Annotated in this window: 12 protein-coding genes; 11 read left to right on the top strand and 1 reads right to left on the bottom strand. The window is 60.7% G+C overall.

Features of this window, described 5'->3' with window-relative positions:
• From FB555_RS05845 to FB555_RS05805, 9 genes are all read left to right on the top strand, one after another.
• Positions 1-421: FHA domain-containing protein (locus FB555_RS05845; protein WP_182484519.1), on the top strand; the 421-nt coding region annotated here is incomplete at its 5' end.
• A gap of 20 nt (positions 422-441) precedes the next feature.
• A complete protein-coding gene (locus tag FB555_RS05840; RefSeq protein ID WP_343046415.1) occupies positions 442-1,239 on the top strand; it encodes a PP2C family protein-serine/threonine phosphatase in 798 nt (265 codons plus the stop codon).
• Positions 1,240-1,306: 67 nt separating this feature from the next.
• Positions 1,307-2,299 carry a serine/threonine-protein kinase gene (locus tag FB555_RS05835; protein WP_182484518.1) on the top strand — a complete coding sequence of 331 codons (993 nt, stop codon included), beginning with the start codon at positions 1,307-1,309 and terminating at the stop codon, positions 2,297-2,299.
• The gene (locus tag FB555_RS05830; protein ID WP_182484517.1) at positions 2,254-8,007 is read left to right on the top strand and encodes an Ig-like domain-containing protein; all 5,754 of its coding nucleotides are present in this window, start codon (positions 2,254-2,256) and stop codon (positions 8,005-8,007) included. Before FB555_RS05835 ends, FB555_RS05830 begins: the two co-directional genes overlap by 46 nt.
• A 45-nt stretch (positions 8,008-8,052) precedes the next feature.
• Positions 8,053-9,018, top strand: coding sequence for an AAA family ATPase (locus FB555_RS05825; RefSeq protein ID WP_182484516.1), 966 nt, complete (start codon positions 8,053-8,055; stop codon positions 9,016-9,018).
• Positions 9,015-10,244 (top strand): DUF58 domain-containing protein, encoded by a 1,230-nt coding sequence (locus FB555_RS11085; RefSeq protein WP_182484515.1) that lies wholly within the window; start codon positions 9,015-9,017, stop codon positions 10,242-10,244. Before FB555_RS05825 ends, FB555_RS11085 begins: the two co-directional genes overlap by 4 nt.
• Positions 10,241-12,469, top strand: a complete 2,229-nt coding sequence (locus FB555_RS05815; RefSeq protein ID WP_182484514.1) for a transglutaminase domain-containing protein — start codon at positions 10,241-10,243, stop codon at positions 12,467-12,469. The genes FB555_RS11085 and FB555_RS05815 overlap by 4 nt, the downstream gene beginning before the upstream one ends.
• A gap of 257 nt (positions 12,470-12,726) precedes the next feature.
• Positions 12,727-13,113, top strand: coding sequence for an FHA domain-containing protein (locus tag FB555_RS05810; protein ID WP_182484513.1), 387 nt, complete (start codon positions 12,727-12,729; stop codon positions 13,111-13,113).
• A gap of 106 nt (positions 13,114-13,219) precedes the next feature.
• Positions 13,220-15,910: an FtsK/SpoIIIE domain-containing protein gene (locus tag FB555_RS05805; RefSeq protein WP_182484512.1), complete on the top strand. Its 2,691-nt coding sequence runs from the start codon at positions 13,220-13,222 to the stop codon at positions 15,908-15,910.
• Positions 15,911-16,145: 235 nt separating this feature from the next.
• Here FB555_RS05805 and ald read toward each other — a convergent pair whose 3' ends face one another.
• The gene (gene ald / locus FB555_RS05800) at positions 16,146-17,261 is read right to left on the bottom strand and encodes an alanine dehydrogenase (RefSeq protein WP_182484511.1); all 1,116 of its coding nucleotides are present in this window, start codon (positions 17,259-17,261) and stop codon (positions 16,146-16,148) included.
• Between the two features lie 238 nt (positions 17,262-17,499).
• Between ald and FB555_RS05795 the strand changes: the two genes are divergently transcribed.
• Together FB555_RS05795 and FB555_RS05790 are read left to right on the top strand one after the other, a co-directional pair.
• On the top strand, positions 17,500-18,714 hold the full coding sequence (locus FB555_RS05795; RefSeq protein ID WP_182484510.1) for an ABC transporter substrate-binding protein: 1,215 nt from the start codon (positions 17,500-17,502) through the stop codon (positions 18,712-18,714).
• Positions 18,715-19,914 carry a polyamine ABC transporter ATP-binding protein gene (locus FB555_RS05790; protein ID WP_182484509.1) on the top strand — a complete coding sequence of 400 codons (1,200 nt, stop codon included), beginning with the start codon at positions 18,715-18,717 and terminating at the stop codon, positions 19,912-19,914.
• Positions 19,915-19,916 lie beyond the last annotated feature (2 nt).

The following is a 19,916-nucleotide window of genomic DNA, read 5'->3' as shown; positions in this document are numbered from 1 at the left end:
TCGCATCACGGATGGCGCGGCCGAGGCCCCTCACATTCCGCGCTCCACGGTGGTCTTTTTTCTGCGAACGGTGACGGGAGAACGGTATTCGCTTTCTACAGCTGTTGTCTTTGGACGGGCTCCGCGGGTCGCTCGGATACCGGGGGGCGACGTCGTGCAGTTGGTGAGTCTTCCCTCGCGGGAAGGGCGGGTGTCCACCACCCATGTCGAGCTACGCCAGATTGGCGGGGTGGTTGTCGTGACCGATCTGCGGTCAACAAATGGAACTCGTGTCACGTTAGCCAGCGGAGTGAGCCGCCAACTGGCTCCGGGAGATTCCATGGCCATAGGTGAGGGTGCCGTCGTCGACATTGGAGACGGTAATAGAATTGACGTCATGCGCGAGACCACTCGCGACGCCAGCAATGACATTGCTCGCTAGCTAACTTTGGAGCGTTCGTTGTGACTGCAATCGGTGCCAACTCGACCGGCTTCATCATCAAGGACCCCGCATCCGGTGCGCTCGTCACACTTTCGTGGGCCGCCGCGACAGAAGTCGGCAACCATCGGGCCGCGAATGAGGACAGCTTTAGTGTTGGTTCCCCCGTTTTTGCCGTTGCCGATGGCATGGGGGGGCACAGCGCCGGCGACGTGGCTAGTGACGCCGTGGTGCGTCGCCTCGCCGAGCTCGAGGCCCCTGGCTTTGCAACTCTTGACGCGTTAGAAGAGGCGTTGGCCAAATCCGTTAATGATCTGCGCGACACTCTCACGGAAGACCAGCGCGGAGCGGGAACTACCGTGACCGGGGTTGCCCTCATCCAGGAAGAAACCCAGCTGCAGTGGGCCGCCTTCAACATCGGGGACTCACGCGTTTACGCTCTGATCAACGATGACTTCTCGCAGGTGACAGTAGACCACTCCGTCGTTCAGCAACTCGTGGACGCCGGGCAAATTACCCGCGAGGAAGCCGACTACCACCCGCACTCCAACGTCATCACGCGGGCCGTCGGCATCGCCGAAGAACCTCTCCCCGACTACGTTTCGTTGCCGGTTGTCGCTGGAATGCGCCTACTCCTGTGCTCGGACGGGTTAACGAAGGAGCTCACCGACGTGGGAATCGAACACTTCATGCGAACGGCTGCCACAGCCGAAGACGCCGTGGCAGATTTGACGAAGGCGGCCCTGGCCAACAGCGGCCGGGACAACGTGACCGTCGTCATCATCGACGTCCTCGGTGTCAGCCAACCGACGGCTCAATAGCAGCCTATCCACAGGTCCTTGTGTGTACTCACGGGTTACTCGGGAAGACCTGCCTAAACTAGGAGGCATGGTGCGACGTCTACCCTCAAATCCACCTGTTTTGCCTGGATTTACCTTTGTTCGAGCCGTTGGCTCGGGCGGTTTTGCCGATGTTTTTTTGTACGAACAAAACTTGCCCCGCCGCCAGGTCGCCATCAAAGTCTTGCTGCCTGAGGTGGTGAACCCACGGGTGCGCAACATGTTCCAAGCCGAGGCGCAGTTGATGGCGCAGCTCAGCACGCATCCCGCCATTCTGACCGTCTTCGAGGCCAGCATCAGCTCCGATGGGCGCCCCTACTTGGTCACTGAGCTGTGTCCCACGGGGCTGGGGGATCGTTTTCGTAGCGAACGGATACCCGTGGCCGAAGTGCTTCGAACGGGCATTCGCGTCGCGGCAGCCCTTGAGACAGCTCACCGTGCCAACGTTCTGCACCGCGACATCAAACCCGGCAATATTTTGCTCACGGCCTACGGACATCCTGTGCTCAGCGACTTTGGGATCGCAGCATCGCTCGCCGCTGGTGACTCCTCCACGGCTGTCGGGCTCAGCGTGCCCTGGTCTGCTCCCGAAGTGATTCGCCAAGAAACCACGGGAACGATCGCCAGCGAGATCTTCTCCCTTGGGGCCACGGTATACTCACTTTTGGCCGGTCGCAGTCCCTTCGAAGTCGTCGGAAAAGAGAACTCCCCGGGGCACCTCGCCGGACGCATCCTGAAGGGAAAAATATCTCCTCTCGGTCGGCCCGATGTGCCGGCAAGTCTCGAGTCTTTGTTGGCCGCAACCATGAGTCGACGAACGGATGATCGACCCCACTCAGCCATGGAGTTTGCCAGGCAACTACAAGCCATTGAATCTGAGTTAGGGCTCGCTCAGACGCCCATCGACGTCGTCGGAGATGCGTGGAGCGGTGGTTTGGTGGGGCCGCCCGAGGACCGCACGGAGCTTTCCTCCCTCCTTACCGTTCCGACACCCTGGTGGCGACGCAAGAAGACCACCGTAGATCGCGTTTCCTCGCCATGATTCGCACGTGGGTGTCATCGTTATGGAACACAAAGAAATCCCGTCGGGCACTCGTTTCTTGGGTCGCGACTCTGGCCGTCGTGGGATTGGTCGTGGGGGGCGCCGTCGCCTCGACCGGGTATCAAGCGCAGCGTATTGAGCTCGGCGATGGCGCTGTCTGGGTGAGCAGCGGTGCCAAACTTGCTATCGGTCGGGCCAACACTCACATCAACGAACTCAACACGGTGCTCTCGACAGAGTCGGCGCGGGTGGATCTGATTCAAGACGGGGATAACGCCTTCGTCGTCAATGACACCAAACGAGCGCTGGAGAAGATCGACCAAGCTTCGGGGCAGATTTCCGACAGTATGCCACTTCCGCCGGCCGTTACTGTCGCTGTTTTGACGCCTACCACCATCGTGTTGCATGCTCCGACATCCGGCGATGTGTGGCTCGTTCCGCTGGCGAGCCTTGCCAGCTTTGACGCTTCCGGCCCCCCAGCTTTCTCGGTGGGAAAAAACTCCGTCCTCGCGGCGACAACGGAGGGGCTGATCGCGGCAGTGAGTGCGGAAAGCGGTCTGGTCACCACGTTTGATCTCCGCGCCGGTGGTGCCCCGAAGACTCTGCAATTGGAGGGATCCTTGGCCGCGGATTCCCTTGATATCACCATCGCCAACGATCACTGGATCGTTCTTGATCGCACGACGGCGCGACTGATGACAGCTGGGCGCATCATTGAGCTGGCTTCCGCCACGGCAGGGGGAAAGGGGAGCGGAATCGGCAGTCTCGACGGCGCCGTTCTACAGCAACCGGGCGGTCGCACTGCCGTGATCCTGATCGGCCATAGCGGAGGCCTCGCTCAGGTCAATGTCGATAGCGGCGAGGTGGGAGCCGCGGTTTCTTCCTCGCGCGGGAATCCAGCGGCTCCGGTGATTGTGGGTGACTGTGCCTACGCCGCCTGGTCCAGTGGTCAAGTCTTTACGCATTGTGGCAATGAGGCTGTGGTTAATGCGGCGGCTGAAGGGGCGGCCCCATCTGCACGCCTCACTTTTAGGGTCAGCGGCACGTCAGTCGCTCTCAATGATGAGCTGAGTGGGACGTCATGGTCGGTGCAGGGTGGCGTGCATCGCATCGACAACTGGGATAACCTGCTGGCTGCGCAAGAGACTCAAAAACTTGTGGTGCAGGCCGACACGGGAGAAACCCCCGAGTTTGAAAAAACGCCGCTGCCGCCGGTGGCCGTCAACGATGAGTTGGGCGCTCGCCCCGCTCGCCAGACGTCGTTACCAGTCCTTCTGAACGACTATGATCCCAACGGCGACGCGCTGGTGATCGACAGTGTCACTCCGATTGCGGCTGCCACGGGCCGGGTTTACATTGGCCCCGATCGCACGCACGTCATGCTGACGTTGGAGCCGGGAGCCTCGGGGGTTGTGCAGTTTGAGTACACGATTTCGGACGGCCATGGGCAAAGCGCGAGCGCCACAGTGACGGTCACGGTGCGTTCCGCAAACGAGAATTCACCTCCGGTCCAGGCGCGTCCGACCCGGGCGGATGTCGCCGTGGGAGGCCACGTTGTCGTCAACGTATTGGGCGACTGGATCGACCCCGAGGGAGATGCCATCTTCTTGAGCGCCGCCGAGACAGCAGCTCCCGATGCCGTATCTTTCACTGCCGCGGGGCGCGTAGCCTTTACGGATTCCAGTGCCGGCGGCGGGGAGCGCCAAGTTTCCCTTGAGGTAACGGACGGGCGGTCTTCCGGATTCGGTGTCGCGACCATTGCCGTTCGTGCCCCCGGTACCGTGCCGATTGTGGCCGAGACGTTTGCTGTCTTGGCCTCGACCAATCAGGAAATTACAATTTCTCCGGCCCCTCACCTGCGGGGTGGATCGGGACCGTTGAGCCTCACAGGAGTTCCCGCGGAAGACGGTCTCACGATTTCGACCAATTTTGATGCGTTCGCGTTTTCGGTGATCAGCCCGCGCGTGGGCACAACATACCTTAGCTATGCCGTGACGGACGGCCAATCTACGGCCACTGGTCTGGTTCGTCTCGATGTCATCGATGTTCCGGATGCCGCGGCGCGACCCATCACCGCAGCGCATTCACTCATCGTTCCTCTCCAACAAACCCGCACGATTGATGTCACCGCCAGTGACGTGGACCCCGCCGGCGGAGTCTTGTTGGTGACAGGAGTGGTGAACGTTCCAGAAACTTCGGGCGTGCAAGTTGAGGTGGTGGATCACCGTATTCTGCGTGTCACGCTGACGAAACCCCTGGATGCTGCTGTGGTCTTTGGATACCGCGTGAGCAACGGCATTTCCTCGGCAGAGGGAAATGTCACGGTCGTCCAGGCTCCGCCAACGACCATCGCTCAGGCTCCCATTGCAGTGGCTGATTATGCTTCCGTGCGGGTCGGGGATGTCATTTCCATCCCGGTGTTGGCCAATGATATTAATCCCGGTGGCGGAGAGCTTTCCTTAGGTCCGGAACTCGATCAGAACGTGCCGGCCGGCGCCGGGCTTCTTTTTGTGAGCGGTAGTTCCCTTCGCTACTTGGCTCCCACAACTCCGGGAACGTTCTCGGCTGTCTACCGTGTGAATGCGGACAGCGGAGAGTGGGCGAGTGGCACGGTCACCGTAACCGTGCGAGCTGTCGACGAGGCAACAAACCAAGCCCCATTGCCCCACCAAGTCTCGGCGCGTGTTCTTTCGGGGCAGACCGTTCGCGTGCACATCCCCCTCGTGGGGATTGACCCCGACGGGGATTCCGTGCAATTTGTGGGCCTAGACACGAATCCCCAGAAGGGGGCCATCACCAGTGTCGGTGGTGACTGGTTCGAGTATGAAGCCGAGCCATACGCCACGGGAACCGATGTTGTCACGTACTCGGTCGTCGATGCCTTGGGCGCCCAAGCTTCGGCTCAGGTACGTATTGGGATTGCCGAACCACTGGCGGGGGCCAGAAACCCGATTGCGGTAGCCGATGAGGTTATCGCCCGACCGGGTTACACCGTTTTTGTTCGGGCACTCGCCAACGATTCTGATCCCGATGGGCGGCCTTTGACCATCACCGCTGTCGTCCCAACGGATGCCTCCATTGATGCATCGGTCATCGACAACGTCGTGAAGATTGTTGTGCCCGAGGCGCCGGGACGTTACGGCCTCGTCTATGACATCAGCAATGATCGTGCGGGCACCTCCTCCAACTTTATTACCGTGGATGTTCAAGAGAGCGCGCCCTTGAACCGTCCCAGTGTGAGCGATTCGGTCGTGAGCCTGAGCGATATTTTGGGTCACGACACGGTCGATGTCGATGTTCTCGCGGGAGCCTTCTTTGCCGATGGCCCCGTTTCCAGTTTGCGTCCCGAGGTGGTCAGTGGCTTCGGCACGACAGCACGCGTGCAGACGCCCGGGGCTGGCGGGCCGGGAATTGTGCGGGTGACCGTGCAAGCACACAGCCAGGTCATTCCCTTCCGGGTGGCCCACCCGGGGGATCCCGCGGTTGTCTCATATGCGTTCATCTGGGTGCCGGGCACCGATGACGCGTTGCCCCAGCGAAAGCGCGGAGTCGCGCCGCTGACCGTGGAATCCCAGCAGACCCTGCGCATCAACCTCAGCGACTACGTTATTGCGGCTCTGGGGAAAACCATTACATTGACCGATGCGAGCAAGGTGCGGGCAACTCACGCGGATGGCGCGCGGCTCGTGGTCAATGACACCACGCTCACCTATACGAGCGAGGATCGTTACTTTGGGCCGGCTTCCATCTCTTTTGAGGTGACGGATGGCGATTCTGCTTCCGCGACGGGGGCCCACACGACCGTGATTGTGTTGCCCATCACCGTTACCCCGAGAGAGAATCAGCCCCCCGTTATCATTGGCGCGCAGGTCGATATTGAACCAGGCCAGTCCAAAGAAATTGATCTCGTGAAGGTCACGCGTTATCCCTATGTGAATGACCAAGATGAACTGTCGTACACGATTTCCGGGGCATCCCAGGGCATCAGCACAGAACTTAACGGTCAAAAATTGACGATGACGGCCACAGATACTGCTGCCAAAGGGGCGACCATTTCGCTCACGGTTACGGTGCGCGACCTCATTCGCGTGGGCATCCCGGGAACCGTCATTGTGCGCATTGTTCCCTCCAGCCGCCCGCTGGCCATTCCTGCCGCTGATGCCGTCATTGCTCCGCGCGGCCAAACGAAAACGGTGGACGTCTTGGCCAACGATGGCGCGACTAATCCGTTCCCCGGACAGCCGCTGCGGGTTGTTTCGGTTCGGGGCCTCGGCTCGGCCAACCTCCCTGACGGAGTCGGCGTGACGCCATCAGCCGATAAAGCCACCCTCACCGTGACGGTCTCCCGAAGCGCCGCGCCCAGCGACACGACGTTGGAATACGAGGTTGCCGATGCCACCAATGATCCGGATCGCTACACATGGGGAACGATCTCCATCTCCGTTCAGGATGCGCCAAATGCACCGTCAGCTCCTGTTCGCGCTTCCGGTTTCACTTCAGGAAAACTGACCCTTTCCTGGCCTGCTCCAGCATCCAACAATGCCCCGATAACGGGCTACGTCGTCGAAAATGACGCGGGCTATCGGCATGAGTGCCTGGCCACGGTGTGTACCCTCGACGGCCTTCCTACGGGCCAGCGCAGCCGGTTCTCAGTGACCGCCACCAACGCCATTGGCGTCTCCGCGCCGAGTCCGTGGAGTGCACCGCTCAGCGCCGATATTGTTCCGGCGGCACCGGCCCAGGTCACGCTCCGCACGCTGACGGCGAGTGATTCGCGCGCTGCCGGACACGCCGAGGGCGGCGGGCTCGTCGTTGACTGGGCAGCCGTGGCAAACCCTGCCGGCGGAAGCCCCGTGACGACCTATCGTGTTGTTATTTTGGAGGGTGGCGGAATCGTCACCCAGTTTGACGTGAGCGCCGGAACGACCAGTTCGCCGCCGCAGTGGCTGACGGCAGGGCACGCGTATCAGGCCCGGGTGACGTCGCTCAACGATGCCGACACTGGGGACTGGCAGTCCACCACCTCCGCGACCGTCGTCGCCATCGGCCCCCCCATTGCCAACGGTGGTTTTTCGGCGACGCAAACGGGGTCCAATGGTCAGGTGAATCTTTCGTGGAACGCCGTTTCTGGCAACGGCTCTAATACCGTGAGTTATTTCGTTGCGGGCTCCACTACAGAATTTGGCACGGCATCCTGTCCCATCGATCGGGGTACCCCGGTGACGACGGGCACGAGTTTCACCGACACCAGTTCGAAATCCAGTGGCAACTACTTTTACGCCCTTTCCGCCGATAATGGCTGGAGTTGCGTCGTGCAAACGACAGCCATTCTCATTGTCATTCCACCGGTGATCCCCGGAACCGCCAGCTACACGAATGCGCGGGCGGGGACCACAACGGTGGGAACTGACCCGGCATTCCTCGTGGAGGCACCAACCACCACCACGGGGTTGGCCGTCAGCTTCTGGGAGACGCTCGTGGGAACAACGTGGGTCGCCATGAGCGCTTCCGCCGCAAGCTCGCCACCGACAACGCCCGCTACGACTACCGTCGACATAACACGCGATGCCTTCATCGCAGCCGGCGGTGTCACGGGACAGCCACACTCCGTTGTGATCCGGGGATGCTCGAGCCCCGGCGTCTGTGGTGGACAGAGCGCCAGTCCCGGCACCTCCGTTAATATTCTGGCGACTCCAACGGGTCCCTAGGGTTTTTCTTCGACCGTCCACTGCACCTCACGAAAGGTACCAACCATGAGCATGACCCCCGAACAGGCCACCGGTTTCAAAACCGTCGTCGATCGGCTGGTGGAGAATGTCGAGCACGTCATTTTGGGCAAGACCCACGTCGTTCGGCTCGCGTTCACGGCCATGCTCAGCCAAGGTCACTTGCTGCTGGAAGATTTTCCGGGCACGGGAAAGACCTCCCTGGCCCGCGCGATGGCGCAAAGCGTTCAGGGCACGCACTCCCGCATCCAATTCACGCCTGATCTCCTTCCAGGGGACATTACGGGCGTCAGTATTTTTGACCAGAAGGCCGGTGTCTTTGAGTTTCATCAGGGACCGATTTTTGCCAACATTGTGCTGGCTGATGAGATTAACCGGGCGAGTCCGAAGACGCAGTCTGCTCTGCTCGAGGTGATGGAGGAACATCACGTGACGGTAGACGGCATCACTCACCCGGTCACCGAACCGTTCATGGTCATCGCCACTCAAAACCCGATTGAACAGGCCGGTACCTACCGCCTGCCCGAGGCGCAACTCGACCGTTTCATGATGAAAACCTCCCTGGGCTATCCCGACCATGCTTCCACTTTGCGCATTCTGGAGGGATCCGCCAGGCCAGATGCTCGTGAGTTGGAACCTGTAGTGGCCGGGGACATGGTGGTCAAATTAGCAGCGTTGGCGCGCACCGTGCACGTCGATCCTGAGATCAACGATTATGTGTCACGGCTCGTGGAAGCAACTCGGTTGGCGCCCGAAGTTCGTCTCGGAGTGAGCGTGCGTGGTGCCTTGGCACTGCTCAAGGCTTCCCGAGTCTTTGCAGCGGCCCACGGCCGCCACTTTGTTTTGCCCGACGATGTGAAGTCGCTCGCAGATTCGGTTTTCGCGCATCGGCTGGTGTTGGACCCTGAGGCAGAATTCGACGGCGTCACCGCCAATAACGTCATCGGTCAGATTCTGATTGATAGTCCTGTCGCGTCTCGGGTTGGTGAGTGATTCCTCGCATCATTACGCCACGAGGGTGGGGATGGGCCGCTGGCTCGCTCCTCGCTCTCCTTGTGGGCTTCGTGCTTGGCTGGTCTGAACTGATTGTTCTGGGGTTCGCCGGAATTTTCTCCTTCGCGATTGCCACCCTGTTCGCTCTCGTCCCGCACGCTCATCAGGTGTCCTTTCACCTGGCAGAACCGCGTGTTGTCGTGGGGGAGGGCGCCCGCATTATCGTGGTGGTGACGAACCCCACGAACCGTCGATTGGCGGCGTTGAGCGTTGATATCCCGGTCGGGGATAGTTTTCACTCTCGCAGTGTCGGGCGGTTGAAGGGCAAGGAAGCGAGCGAACTGTCGCTCGATATTGCCACGGAAGCGCGCGGAATTCTCAGCGTCGGCCCCGTTCGCATCATGCGCCAAGACCCGCTGGGACTCGTGTCGCGTGAGGTTTCGCACGGAACGACAACGACGTTGTACGTGCATCCGGTCACCATCGGGCTGGTGAGCATGAGCACGGGCTTCGTGCGTGACCTTGAGGGTAATCCCACGCGCGACTTGACCGACAGCGACCTTTCTTTTCACGCGTTGCGGGAGTACGTGCCGGGTGATGACCGGCGCAATATTCACTGGCGATCGACGGCCAAAACCGGGCGGTTCATGGTGCGCCAGTTTGAGCAAACGCGGCGTTCGCACCTTTTGATTGCTCTGGATGCGGCCCCCGAAGATTTTGCCGTCGATCAAGAATTTGAGCTCGCTGTGGGGGTCGCGGCGTCACTGGGCGTGCGGGCGCTGCGGGACACCCGTGACCTGTCCGTGGTGCGGGGTGCTACCCCCGGGGCGCCCAAGAGCGTTCGCCGATTTGGGCGATCCCGGCTACCCCTGCTCCCACTGGCGGCAACGGCCACGGTTGCCACGGCATCGCGGGCCCGGATGCTGGATGAGCTCGCGGGAGTCTCGTTGGCCGAGGGGTCACCCACCCTCATCACGCTGGCAAAGCTCGCTTCGGGCCAGAGCGCGGATGTCTCCGTGGGCTTTCTCATCACCGGTTCCCTGCCCGATGCCAAGACGATTCACGCGGCCTCGGTGACCTTCCCGGCGGGCGTCGAGGTTGTTACCGTTGTGTGTCAACCGGAGGCGACCCCTGGGTTGAAGATGCTGGGGCGTCTCACCGTCATCACGGTCGGCCGTCTCGACGACATCAAACAAATCCTTGGTCGCAAAAAGGTGATGTCGTGAAAGCCATTTTGCGGCAGACCATCATTCCGCTGGCCGTCATCGCTTCTGTGGCGCCCCTCTGGCCTGTATATGGCACCGTCTGGGCCGGCATTGTCGTTCTTGTAGGGGTAGCGGTTGGTACGGCTATCGCCGTGGTTGCGTGGGTCCGACGCTGGTCACTCCTGACGACAGCGCTGGTTACCCTGGCCGTCTTCTTTTTGTTGGGGGTGCCTCTCGCCATTCCAGGAAAGGCTTTTTTTGGGGTGCTTCCCACACCGGATGGCCTGCTTACTCTGGCATCGGCGATTGTGCTGTCCTGGAAGCAACTTGTCACGGTCGTAACCCCTGTGGCCAGCTACGAAGCGCTGTTGGTGCCCGCGTTCGTCCTCACACTGGTCGCCGCCGTGAGCGGAGTTTCTCTGGCTCTTCGGCCACAGCATCGGGCGCTCGCCGCCGTGCCCCCGATCGTCTCTCTGGGGTTGGCCATCTGGCTCGGCCCCGTGCGCGGCTTTGAAAGCATTGCCGTCGCCGCGGTTGTCTTCGTGCTTTTGGTCCTCTGGTTTGCTGCCTCTGGGCCGCGTGGCGCGCGCGGGGTGTTGCGGGCTCTCGGTGTGGTGGCCGTTCCTCTGTTGGCCGCCCTCGTGTTGGTCTCACTCTTCACCCCCGCCCAGCGCAGCGTTTGGCGAGGCCTCGTCGAGCAGCCCTTCGTGTTGCAAGCAGACACGAGCCCGCTGGCCGAATATCGGGCCTACGTGACCGGTGACGGCGCCAATGAGGTCATTCTGAACGCAGCCGGTTTGACGGCAGGGTCCCGCATTACCCTCGTCACCCTCGATCGCTATAACGGCGTTGTTTACTCGGTTGGTGGTACTGCGGCGGACTTCACGCGCATTCCCGGAACCGTGCCCGTCGATTCCCAGCAGGGACTCGAGGTCGACTCCCGCATCACGATCGGCACCATTCGCGGGCCCTGGGTTCCGTTGCCGGCCGAGCTTGGATCAATCGCGTTCACCGGTAGCGGCGCAAATTCGCTCACGAACAACTTCTTTTACAGCAGCCTCGCTGACACCGGTGCCGTCATGGGGGGCCTTCGCGCGGGCGACGGTTATCGGGTCACGGGCGTCGCGCATCCGCTCATCTCCCTCAACAATCTCTCGGGCCTCACCCCTGGTACGGCTGCAGTACCCGTTCCCGCGGTGGTCCCTGATGGGATAGAAGCCTATGTGACACGAAATTCCGAGAATGCGACCGCACCGGGAGATCGCCTGCGCAACGTTTTCTCCGCGCTCTTGAGCGACGGGTATGTCAGTAATGGCGGCGTTGGTGAGACTCCGAGTCGGTCTGGTCACGGGGCTGAACGCATCACTCAACTCTTTACCCAGGTCCCCATGGTCGGCGATGGCGAGCAATATGCGACCGCCGCGGCACTCCTCGCTCGTCAGGTCGGTTTTCCCGCACGCGTGGTGATGGGTTTGGTTGTTCCCGCCGATGCCAGTGCCGCCGCCACGTCTTCCGAAGCGGGAATTGCCCTCTCGGGTGCCAGCATGACGGCCTGGATTGAGATTTCCACGACGGATGGCTGGGTTGCGGTGGATCCCAACCCGGAGATCCGCCCCATTCCCGACCGGCTTCCTGATGCGCCCACAACCGTGTCGCGACCCCAATCTGGGGCCGAGCCACCACCGGTTGACGTGCCGCGGGTGCAGGGTGACACGCCACCGGATTCTGCCGGCGGTGAGTTGACGCCGGTTGCTGACCCGCTCGCCGGGATGCTGGTGACAATAGCCGCGACGGGAGCTACCATCCTGCTGTTGCTGGGCCTTCTCGCTTCTCCTTTCCTGACAATCGTGGCGGTGAAAGCGCGCCGTCGCGCTCGCCGCCGCACCGCTGATCTTGCGCTCGACCGGGTGGACGGGGCGTGGACGGAGTTTATAGATTCTGCTCGCGACCATGGCATTGTGTTGTCGGATTCGTCCACGCGCCGAGAAATGGCGAAGCGTGTTCCGCAGGAGCGTTCTGTTGCATTGGCAAAACTCGCGGACCGGGCACAGTTCGCCCCGGGCATGCCGACGGATGCTCAGGCGGAGGAAGCCTGGCGGTCGGTCGATCAGGTGAGAGAAGGTCTCGATGCTCCGTTGACGAAGTGGCGGCGTCTCCGAGCGCGGGTCTCGTTCGCGTCGATGCGGGGATCGGTGCTGGGACGCGTGAAGGACCGGATTCAGGCCGCACGAAGACCTCGCGGGTAATATTGCAAGCAACCGCACGCTGAAGAAGCGTCCAAGATGTCAGGAGGTGAGCCGTGAAGTGTGATGTCTGTTCGAACCCACTTTCCGAAGGCGCCCTTTTCTGCGGGGAATGCGGGTCTTCGGTCTACACGCAGGAAGTTTCCGCTCGCCGCGAGCCCCTGGACACGCAGGTCCTGCCGCGGTTTCTCACGGATGGGCTGTCGTCGGTTGCGGTGTCCGCCTCGCCCTTGCCAGTGCCAGTGCCAGAGCCGGAACCTGTGTCGGACTCTGCTCCTGAACCTGCTCCTGAACCTGCTCCGGAACGCGTCGAAATCCCTCAACCCAGTTTCATGCTGACCTTGGACTCGGGCGAAAGCCTCGAAGTCTCTGCCAACGGACTCGTGGGACGCATGCCCCAACCTGCGGCGGGGGAACGGTTCGCACACTTGGTCATCGTGACGGACCCGTCACGCTCCGTTTCCAAGACACATCTGGAGTTTGGGTTCGACGGCGAGCAATTATGGGTTCTTGACCGCAACAGTGGCAACGGCTCCATCATTCGTGAAAGTGGCAAAATTCCGCGTCGCGCGGATCCCGGCCGAAAATACATCGTGCCGCGGGGAACGCGCATTGATATGGGCGCAACGCACCTTCTCATCGACTGACATAGAGGAATCTCGCGACTACTCCACAGTTGCGACGGATGGATAGTTATCCCCTGGTGTTGAGACGTCTGTTCTCCGGCTCATGCCAACATGGTGACCTTCAGGCATGCGCTTTCCCCTCTTTGCCCTGCTCGCTCCGATCGCGACGAGTCTTGTCTTGTGGCTAGTCACGAAATCTCCGTACACGCTTCTCTTCGCGCTCATGGGCCCGGTGATGGCGATTGCCAGCTACGGGGATGCCCGCTTCGGCGAGCGCCGCCGGCTGCGGTTGGAGGAAAGTGCGTCGGAGGCGGAGCAGGACGAAATTTTCGCTCGCTCGCAGCGTTCGAGCGCTCTTCGCCGGCGTGAGAAACGTCAGGCGCACCCGGGCCCATCAGGTCTGACCGGCCTCGATCCGCGGGCGAGGCCTCCGTGGAATGCGGACTTATCGGCGGCTGGCACTCTCCGCCTCGGGCTTCGACTGGAAAGTGAAGCCGAGCATGAAATTGCGCCTGCCTGGCAGGGTGATTTCGGCTTCGATTTGGAGCCCCTCATCATTGATGCCGCGGCCGGAGTGGTCTGTGTCGGCAACCCCACGTATAGTCTTTCTTTGGCGCGGGCGTTCTGGATGCAGCTCGCTTGGAATGTCTCTCCAGCAACTCTTGCTCGGCACCCCACAGGGCACAACGCGAATGTTCTGAGTACCGTCGGGGCCTGGCCCGTGCGTCTGGTAGACAGTGATGCGCACATTCCTCCGGCGGCACGGTACGTGATAGAGATTCTTTCTCCCAACGAAGCCCGATTGAGTGATCGAGACGTTTCACGGCCGAGCTACACCTCGTTCATTCCTGACTATGCCACCGCTCTGGAAGCACGCGCTTTTGCCGAGCGGTTGGCTCGCACATCAGAACAAATCGAACGCTCACATCCGGACGCTCAACTCCCCAGGCAATGCAACCTCGGTGATGTCATCAACCACAACAGGCAGCACTTCAACACCCCCGCACCCGAGGCCATCGGTGCCGGCACTTCTCGAGATGACGTAAACGCTGGCCAGCGAATATCGCTGCGCACCCCGGTCGGGGTGAACAACCACGGGGTTGTGGAGCTTGACCTCGTGGCCCACGGCCCGCATGCCGTCGTTACAGGAATGACAGGAACGGGCAAATCAGAGTTCCTGCTCAGTTGGATTCTGTCCGCTGCCGAGAGCTTTTCTCCCGAGGAATTCACGGTGCTCATTATCGATTTCAAGGGTGGTTCGGGTTTTTCCCGTGTCGCCGGACTTCCTCACTGCATGGGCATTGTGACAGACCTAGACATTCGCGCGGCACAGCGGGCATTGCTGAGCTTGCGTGCTGAGTTGCGGTTTCGTGAGCGCGCCCTGAACGACGCCGCGGTAGCGGACTTCCGCGATCTGCCGAAGATAGTCACCTTAGCCCGGCTCGTCATTGTCGTGGATGAGTATCGCGCCCTCCTCGACACCTTCCCTGACCTCCAGCCACTGTTTCTCGACATCGCGGCCCGCGGACGAGCCCTGGGGGTACACCTCATTCTTGGGACGCAGCGCGCCACTGGCGTGCTCGCCGACAGTATCCTCGCGAACTGCGCTTTGCGCGTCGTGTTTCGAGTCAACAACGTCAGCGACAGTACGGCACTGTTGGAAACGGATGTTGCCCGCACCCTTCCCGAAATCCCTGGCCGGGCGGTGTTGAAGGGGGCAGCTCTGGGCCCGATGGTGGTGCAGGTCGCACTGTCTCATCGTTCAGATGCTCTCAGGTTGGCCGGTCATTGCAAGGCTTGGCTCGAAACACATCCGCATTGGCACCCTCGCCGACCCTGGTTACCCGAGCTCCCTTCGATAATTTCCGTCCGCGAGCTCCAGACGATTGCGAGGCAGGCCGGGGAGAAGAACGCCGACGGTCCGGCTGGCCCGCTCATTCTCGGGCTTCGTGACGAACCGGAAGACCAGCAACAGTCCGTTGCTCACTATGTTCCCGGTAGGGACGGTCATCTGTTGGTGCTGGGGCAACAGGGGAGCGGTAAGTCCACTCTGTTGCGCCTTATCGCTTCGCAAACTCCACAACACGTCGTCTTTGGTGCGGACAACGTTGAAAATGCGTGGGATGGCATCACGGGTGTTCAAGAGGGCACCCTCGTGCTCATTGACGACCTCGAGGCTCTTATTGCGGAACTCACACTGGAACACAAGGATGTCTTTCTGGAGGCTCTCATGGGGTTGCTTCGAACCGGGCCACGACGGGAAATCTTCGTGGTGATTGCCTCGCAGACCGGGGCCATCTTCGCCTCCTCGTGGATGTCGCTGATGAAGTCGACGCTCACACTTGGCGAATCGGCAGGCCGCGGCATGTGGCAGGAGCATGCGCTTCAGCTTGCGCACTCCGAGCAAACCCGTGGCCCGCGCGAGCCGACGCCGACACCGCCTCTCATGAACTGGCAAGCAGGGCAGCAGTACGTGGTGGTGACACCGCGACCGAGATTACGCATGACCGAACTGGCCGGCACGTTTCGGGCGGGGGAGACCCTCCAGCTCACCGATGCGGGCCGCTTACCACCGGAGCCCCTTCAGGTTTCTTGCGCGGCGATGGCCCAGGTGTTCATTGGTGACGTCGAGGACTGGCAATCGCAATTTACATTGCTCGGGCGGCTCCGTCCCCAGGCCACGTTTGTCTTTGACGACTGCTCCCCCGCAGAAGTGAGAGCCGTGCGGCGTTCTCGCGACGTCCTGCCGCACTCGAGCCGCGGAACGGCAATCAGCCTCAGTCCGGAAGGAGTGGCCTCGCGTGTCAGACTGACCTGACCATCTTTCTTGTCGACGAGGAATACCGTGATTCCGAAGCTTTTCAGGCTCAGCTTGGCTCGCCAGAGAACGCAATCTTCAACGCGGCCCTCGCCGAACACGTCTCCAACGGTGGATCGGCCCTCACGATGTTGGACCTTCTCCCGGCAACCTGAATCCTCGATCACCGACCGAACACGTCAGAGCATTGAGCGAACGCGTCAGGGCGTTGAGCGGAAGTTTTCCGTTGTCGCGACTAGGCGAAAACTGACTCGAGGTCCCGGCAAACCATGCCGGTGGCCGAGGCAACTGCCGGATTGACGACGGAACCTTCATGCGTGTTGAGCCCCAGCTTGAGAGCGGGATCCGACGCCAGTGCCTTCCGCCAACCATGGTTCGCCAAAGCTCGAACGTAGGGGAGCGTCGCATTGGTCAGGGCGTAGGTCGACGTGTTCGGCACGGCACCGGGCATGTTCGCAACGCAATAGAACAGCGAGTTGTGAACGGTGAAGGTCGGGTTGGCATGCGTCGTCGCGTGGGTGTCGGCAAAGCAACCCCCTTGGTCCACGGCGATGTCTACGAGAACACTGCCGGGCTTCATGCGTGAAACCAGGTCGTTACTCACGAGCTTGGGAGCCTTAGCCCCGGGGATCAAGACCGAGCCGATGACGAGGTCGGCGGTCAGGAGCGCCTTCTCAATTTCGAAAGAGTTAGAGGCGATGGTTTTGATGCGACCCTCATACAATGCGTCGAGCTCGCGCAGGCGAAAGAGGTTCGTGTCCAGCACGGTGACGTCGGCGCCCATGCCCACGGCGATTTGGACCGAGTTGGTGCCGGCAACGCCACCGCCGAGAACAACAACCTTAGCGGGATGGGTTCCCGGAACTCCGGGAACCAAAAGACCGGGCCCGCCGTTGGGCTTAAGCATGGCAGCGGCGCCGACGATGGGTGCCAAACGTCCGGCCACCTCGCTCATCGGCGCAAGAAGGGGAAGGGCGCGGGTAGGCAGCTGAACAGTCTCATACGCGATGGCCGTGACCTTTGCGGCAACGAGGGCCTGGGTCAGTTCAGGTTCGGCCGCAAGATGCAGGTACGTGAAGAGAACAAGCCCTTCGCGGAAGTACTGGTACTCGGCCTCGATGGGTTCCTTGACCTTGAGAAGAACATCGGCAGAAGCCCAGACAGAGGCAACATCCGCAATGATGGTGGCGCCCGCGGCGACATATTCTTCATCCGTTATGGAAGAACCAAGTCCGGCCCCTGCTTGAACGATGACCTCGTGGCCGTGTGACACAAGATCATGCACGCCGGCCGGAGTAATGGCGACGCGGAACTCATTGTTCTTAACCTCGGTGGGAACTGCGACCTTCATGACACTCCTTGACTGCGCGGAGGCTTTTGGTAACCCCGTCGACAACACATTACCCGCCTTGACCGACGAAAAGGAATGCTTTATTACGAATTAGGTACGGATTTCGTAAACTTTGTGTGACATTGGTGTTCTTTTCCACATATGGAGTGCGGCGCATGTGCTCCTTGTGCCATTATCGAAACACGCAGCGTCGTTGGCATGGATGCCCTCGGCCCACCTTGTGAGGAGCACTCAGCTAATGACCGAACGCCCAATGCCCAAGGATCCCCGAGTTCAGGCTCTCATCAAGCACGCTATGCAATCAAAAGTCACTCGGCGCACATTGCTCGCCACTGCGGGTGCGGGCGCCGTGGTTGCTGGGTTGGCAGCGTGCGCTCCCGGCGGTAGTTCGGCGATTTCGCCAGCCAAAGACACCTCGGCAAGCGAAAAGACATTGCGGTGGGCCAACTGGCCGCTCTACATCGACGTGGATGATGCGGGCGCCTACCCCACGCTCGTTGCTTTTCAGGAGCAGAGCGGCATCACCGTTGACTACCAAGAGGCCATTTCCTCCAACGAAGATTTCTACGCTGTTGTCAAAGACCAGCTCGAGTTGGGCCAAGACATTGGTTATGACCTGATGACCCTCACGGACTACTTCGCCGCTCGCATGGTTCGCCGCGGAGTTGTGCAGCCCATTGATATGGCTGCAATGCCCAATGTCAAGGCGAATTTGTCGCCCGCTTTGGCCAATATCACCTATGACCCGGGTCGCCAGTACTCGATTCCTTGGCAGTCAGGCCTCACTGGCCTGGGCTGGAACAACGCAGACTTCCCCGGTGGCATGACCTCGATTGACGAACTGTGGGACCCCCTCCTCAAGGGCAAGATCACGTTGCTGAATTCTTGGACCGACACGATTGGCCTCATCATGCAGAGCCAGGGTGTCAACATTGACGAGAGCTGGGGGCAGGATCAGTTTGATGCCGCTCTCGAGGTTGTCAAGAAGCAGGTGGCTGACCGCCAGGTTCGTGCGTTCACCGGCAACAATTACAGCGAAGAATTTGCCAGCGGAAATATCACGGCCGCCATGGTGTGGTCGGGTGACTTGTTCATCATGAACACGGAAGCCCAGTCGGACAAGTACGGATTCGCCGTCCCTGAAAAGGGTGGCTACTTGTGGAGTGACAACTTTATGATCCCCATGGGCGCACCCCACAAGGCCAACGCGGAAGAACTCATCAACTATTACTACGACCCTGCTGTTGCCGCTCAGGTTGCCGCGTACGTCAACTTCATCACCCCCGTGGTCGGCGCTCAAGAAGAGATGATGAAGTTTGACCCCGCACTGGCGTCAAACCCGCTCATCTTCCCGGATGCCGCAACCCTTGCCCGTTCACATGCTTTCCGTCAGCTGACTCCTGAAGAGGACTCCGCTTACTCGATTGCGTTTGAAAAGGCCAAGGTCGCGTAGGTGGCAACTGGAACATTTGCGGAGAGTGGTGCCGACCTCGAACTGGTCGGCATCACCAAGCGATTCCCTGGCTTTACCGCCATTGAAAACCTCGATCTCTTTATTCCCGCGGGGTCATTTTTTGCACTCCTAGGCCCCAGCGGTTGTGGCAAGACCACGACGCTGCGCCTTGTGGCGGGGTTGGAAGAACCCACCGAGGGCAAGATTCTCATCGGTGGTAAAGACGTCACGAATATGAAGTCCTACCAGCGGCCTGTCAACACCGTCTTTCAAAGCTATGCGCTCTTCCCGCACATGACAGTTTTAGAAAATGTCGCATTTGGCTTGCATCGTCGAGGTATCAAAGATGCCGTGGCAAAGGCCCACGAGGCCCTGATTCTGGTTGAGCTAGACCACGTGGCCAATCGCAAACCTCAGCAACTCTCGGGTGGCCAACAGCAACGCGTGGCACTGGCCCGCGCCGTGGTCAACCGGCCCGCGCTCCTTCTACTGGACGAGCCTCTCGGCGCCCTCGATCTTAAACTGCGTCGTCAAATGCAGCTGGAGCTGAAGGCCATTCAAACCGAGGTTGGGCTAACCTTCCTGCACGTCACGCACGACCAAGAAGAAGCCATGACGATGGCAGACACTGTTGCCGTTATGAACAAGGGCCGCATTGAACAAATGGGTGCGCCTCAAGAACTCTACGAACTGCCGCGCACGGCATTCGTTGCTAGTTTTCTCGGGCAGTCGAACCTCTTCACCGGGCAGGTCGTGGCCAGCACATCCGACACCATCTCACTGGATATTGCCGGCAACCACATCGTTGTGCCCAAGGCTCGCGCCGCCCGTCATACTGGGCTCGTCACCGTTGGGGTTCGCCCCGAGAAGCTCACGCTTCATACTGAGACGCAGACTCATGATGCGGGACAGAACGTGCTCACCGGTGGCGTTGTGAAAGACGTCTCGTTTAGTGGTGTCAGCACGCAGTACATTGTGTCGTTCCCAGATGTCGGCGACATTGTCGTTTTCGCACAGAATATGGTCTTTGGGCCTGTCGTGCACGAGGGAGCGATCGTCTCCGTTTCGTGGAACATAGAACGCGGATTTGGGATCGAGGACCACCCCGAACAAGCGGGAAAGTTTGTGCCCGATGACAACACCGCGAGTATTGCCGTCGCTCAGCGCAAGGCGCTGTCCGCGGAGCTCGAGGGGGCATAACC

It is taken from the genome of Alpinimonas psychrophila (assembly GCF_014137865.1).
Lineage (GTDB): Bacteria > Actinomycetota > Actinomycetes > Actinomycetales > Microbacteriaceae > Alpinimonas > Alpinimonas psychrophila.
The sequence above is the reverse complement of the archived record's forward strand: the minus strand, read 5'-3'. Positions and strand labels throughout refer to the sequence as shown.

Coding starts and splice junctions, on each gene's coding strand:
- FB555_RS05825 (WP_182484516.1), top strand. CDS start 8,053: ATGAGCATGACCCCCGAACAGGCCACCGGTTTCAAAACCGTCGTCGAT.
- FB555_RS05795 (WP_182484510.1), top strand. CDS start 17,500: ATGACCGAACGCCCAATGCCCAAGGATCCCCGAGTTCAGGCTCTCATC.
- FB555_RS05805 (WP_182484512.1), top strand. CDS start 13,220: ATGCGCTTTCCCCTCTTTGCCCTGCTCGCTCCGATCGCGACGAGTCTT.
- ald (WP_182484511.1), bottom strand. CDS start 17,261: ATGAAGGTCGCAGTTCCCACCGAGGTTAAGAACAATGAGTTCCGCGTC.
- FB555_RS05835 (WP_182484518.1), top strand. CDS start 1,307: ATGGTGCGACGTCTACCCTCAAATCCACCTGTTTTGCCTGGATTTACC.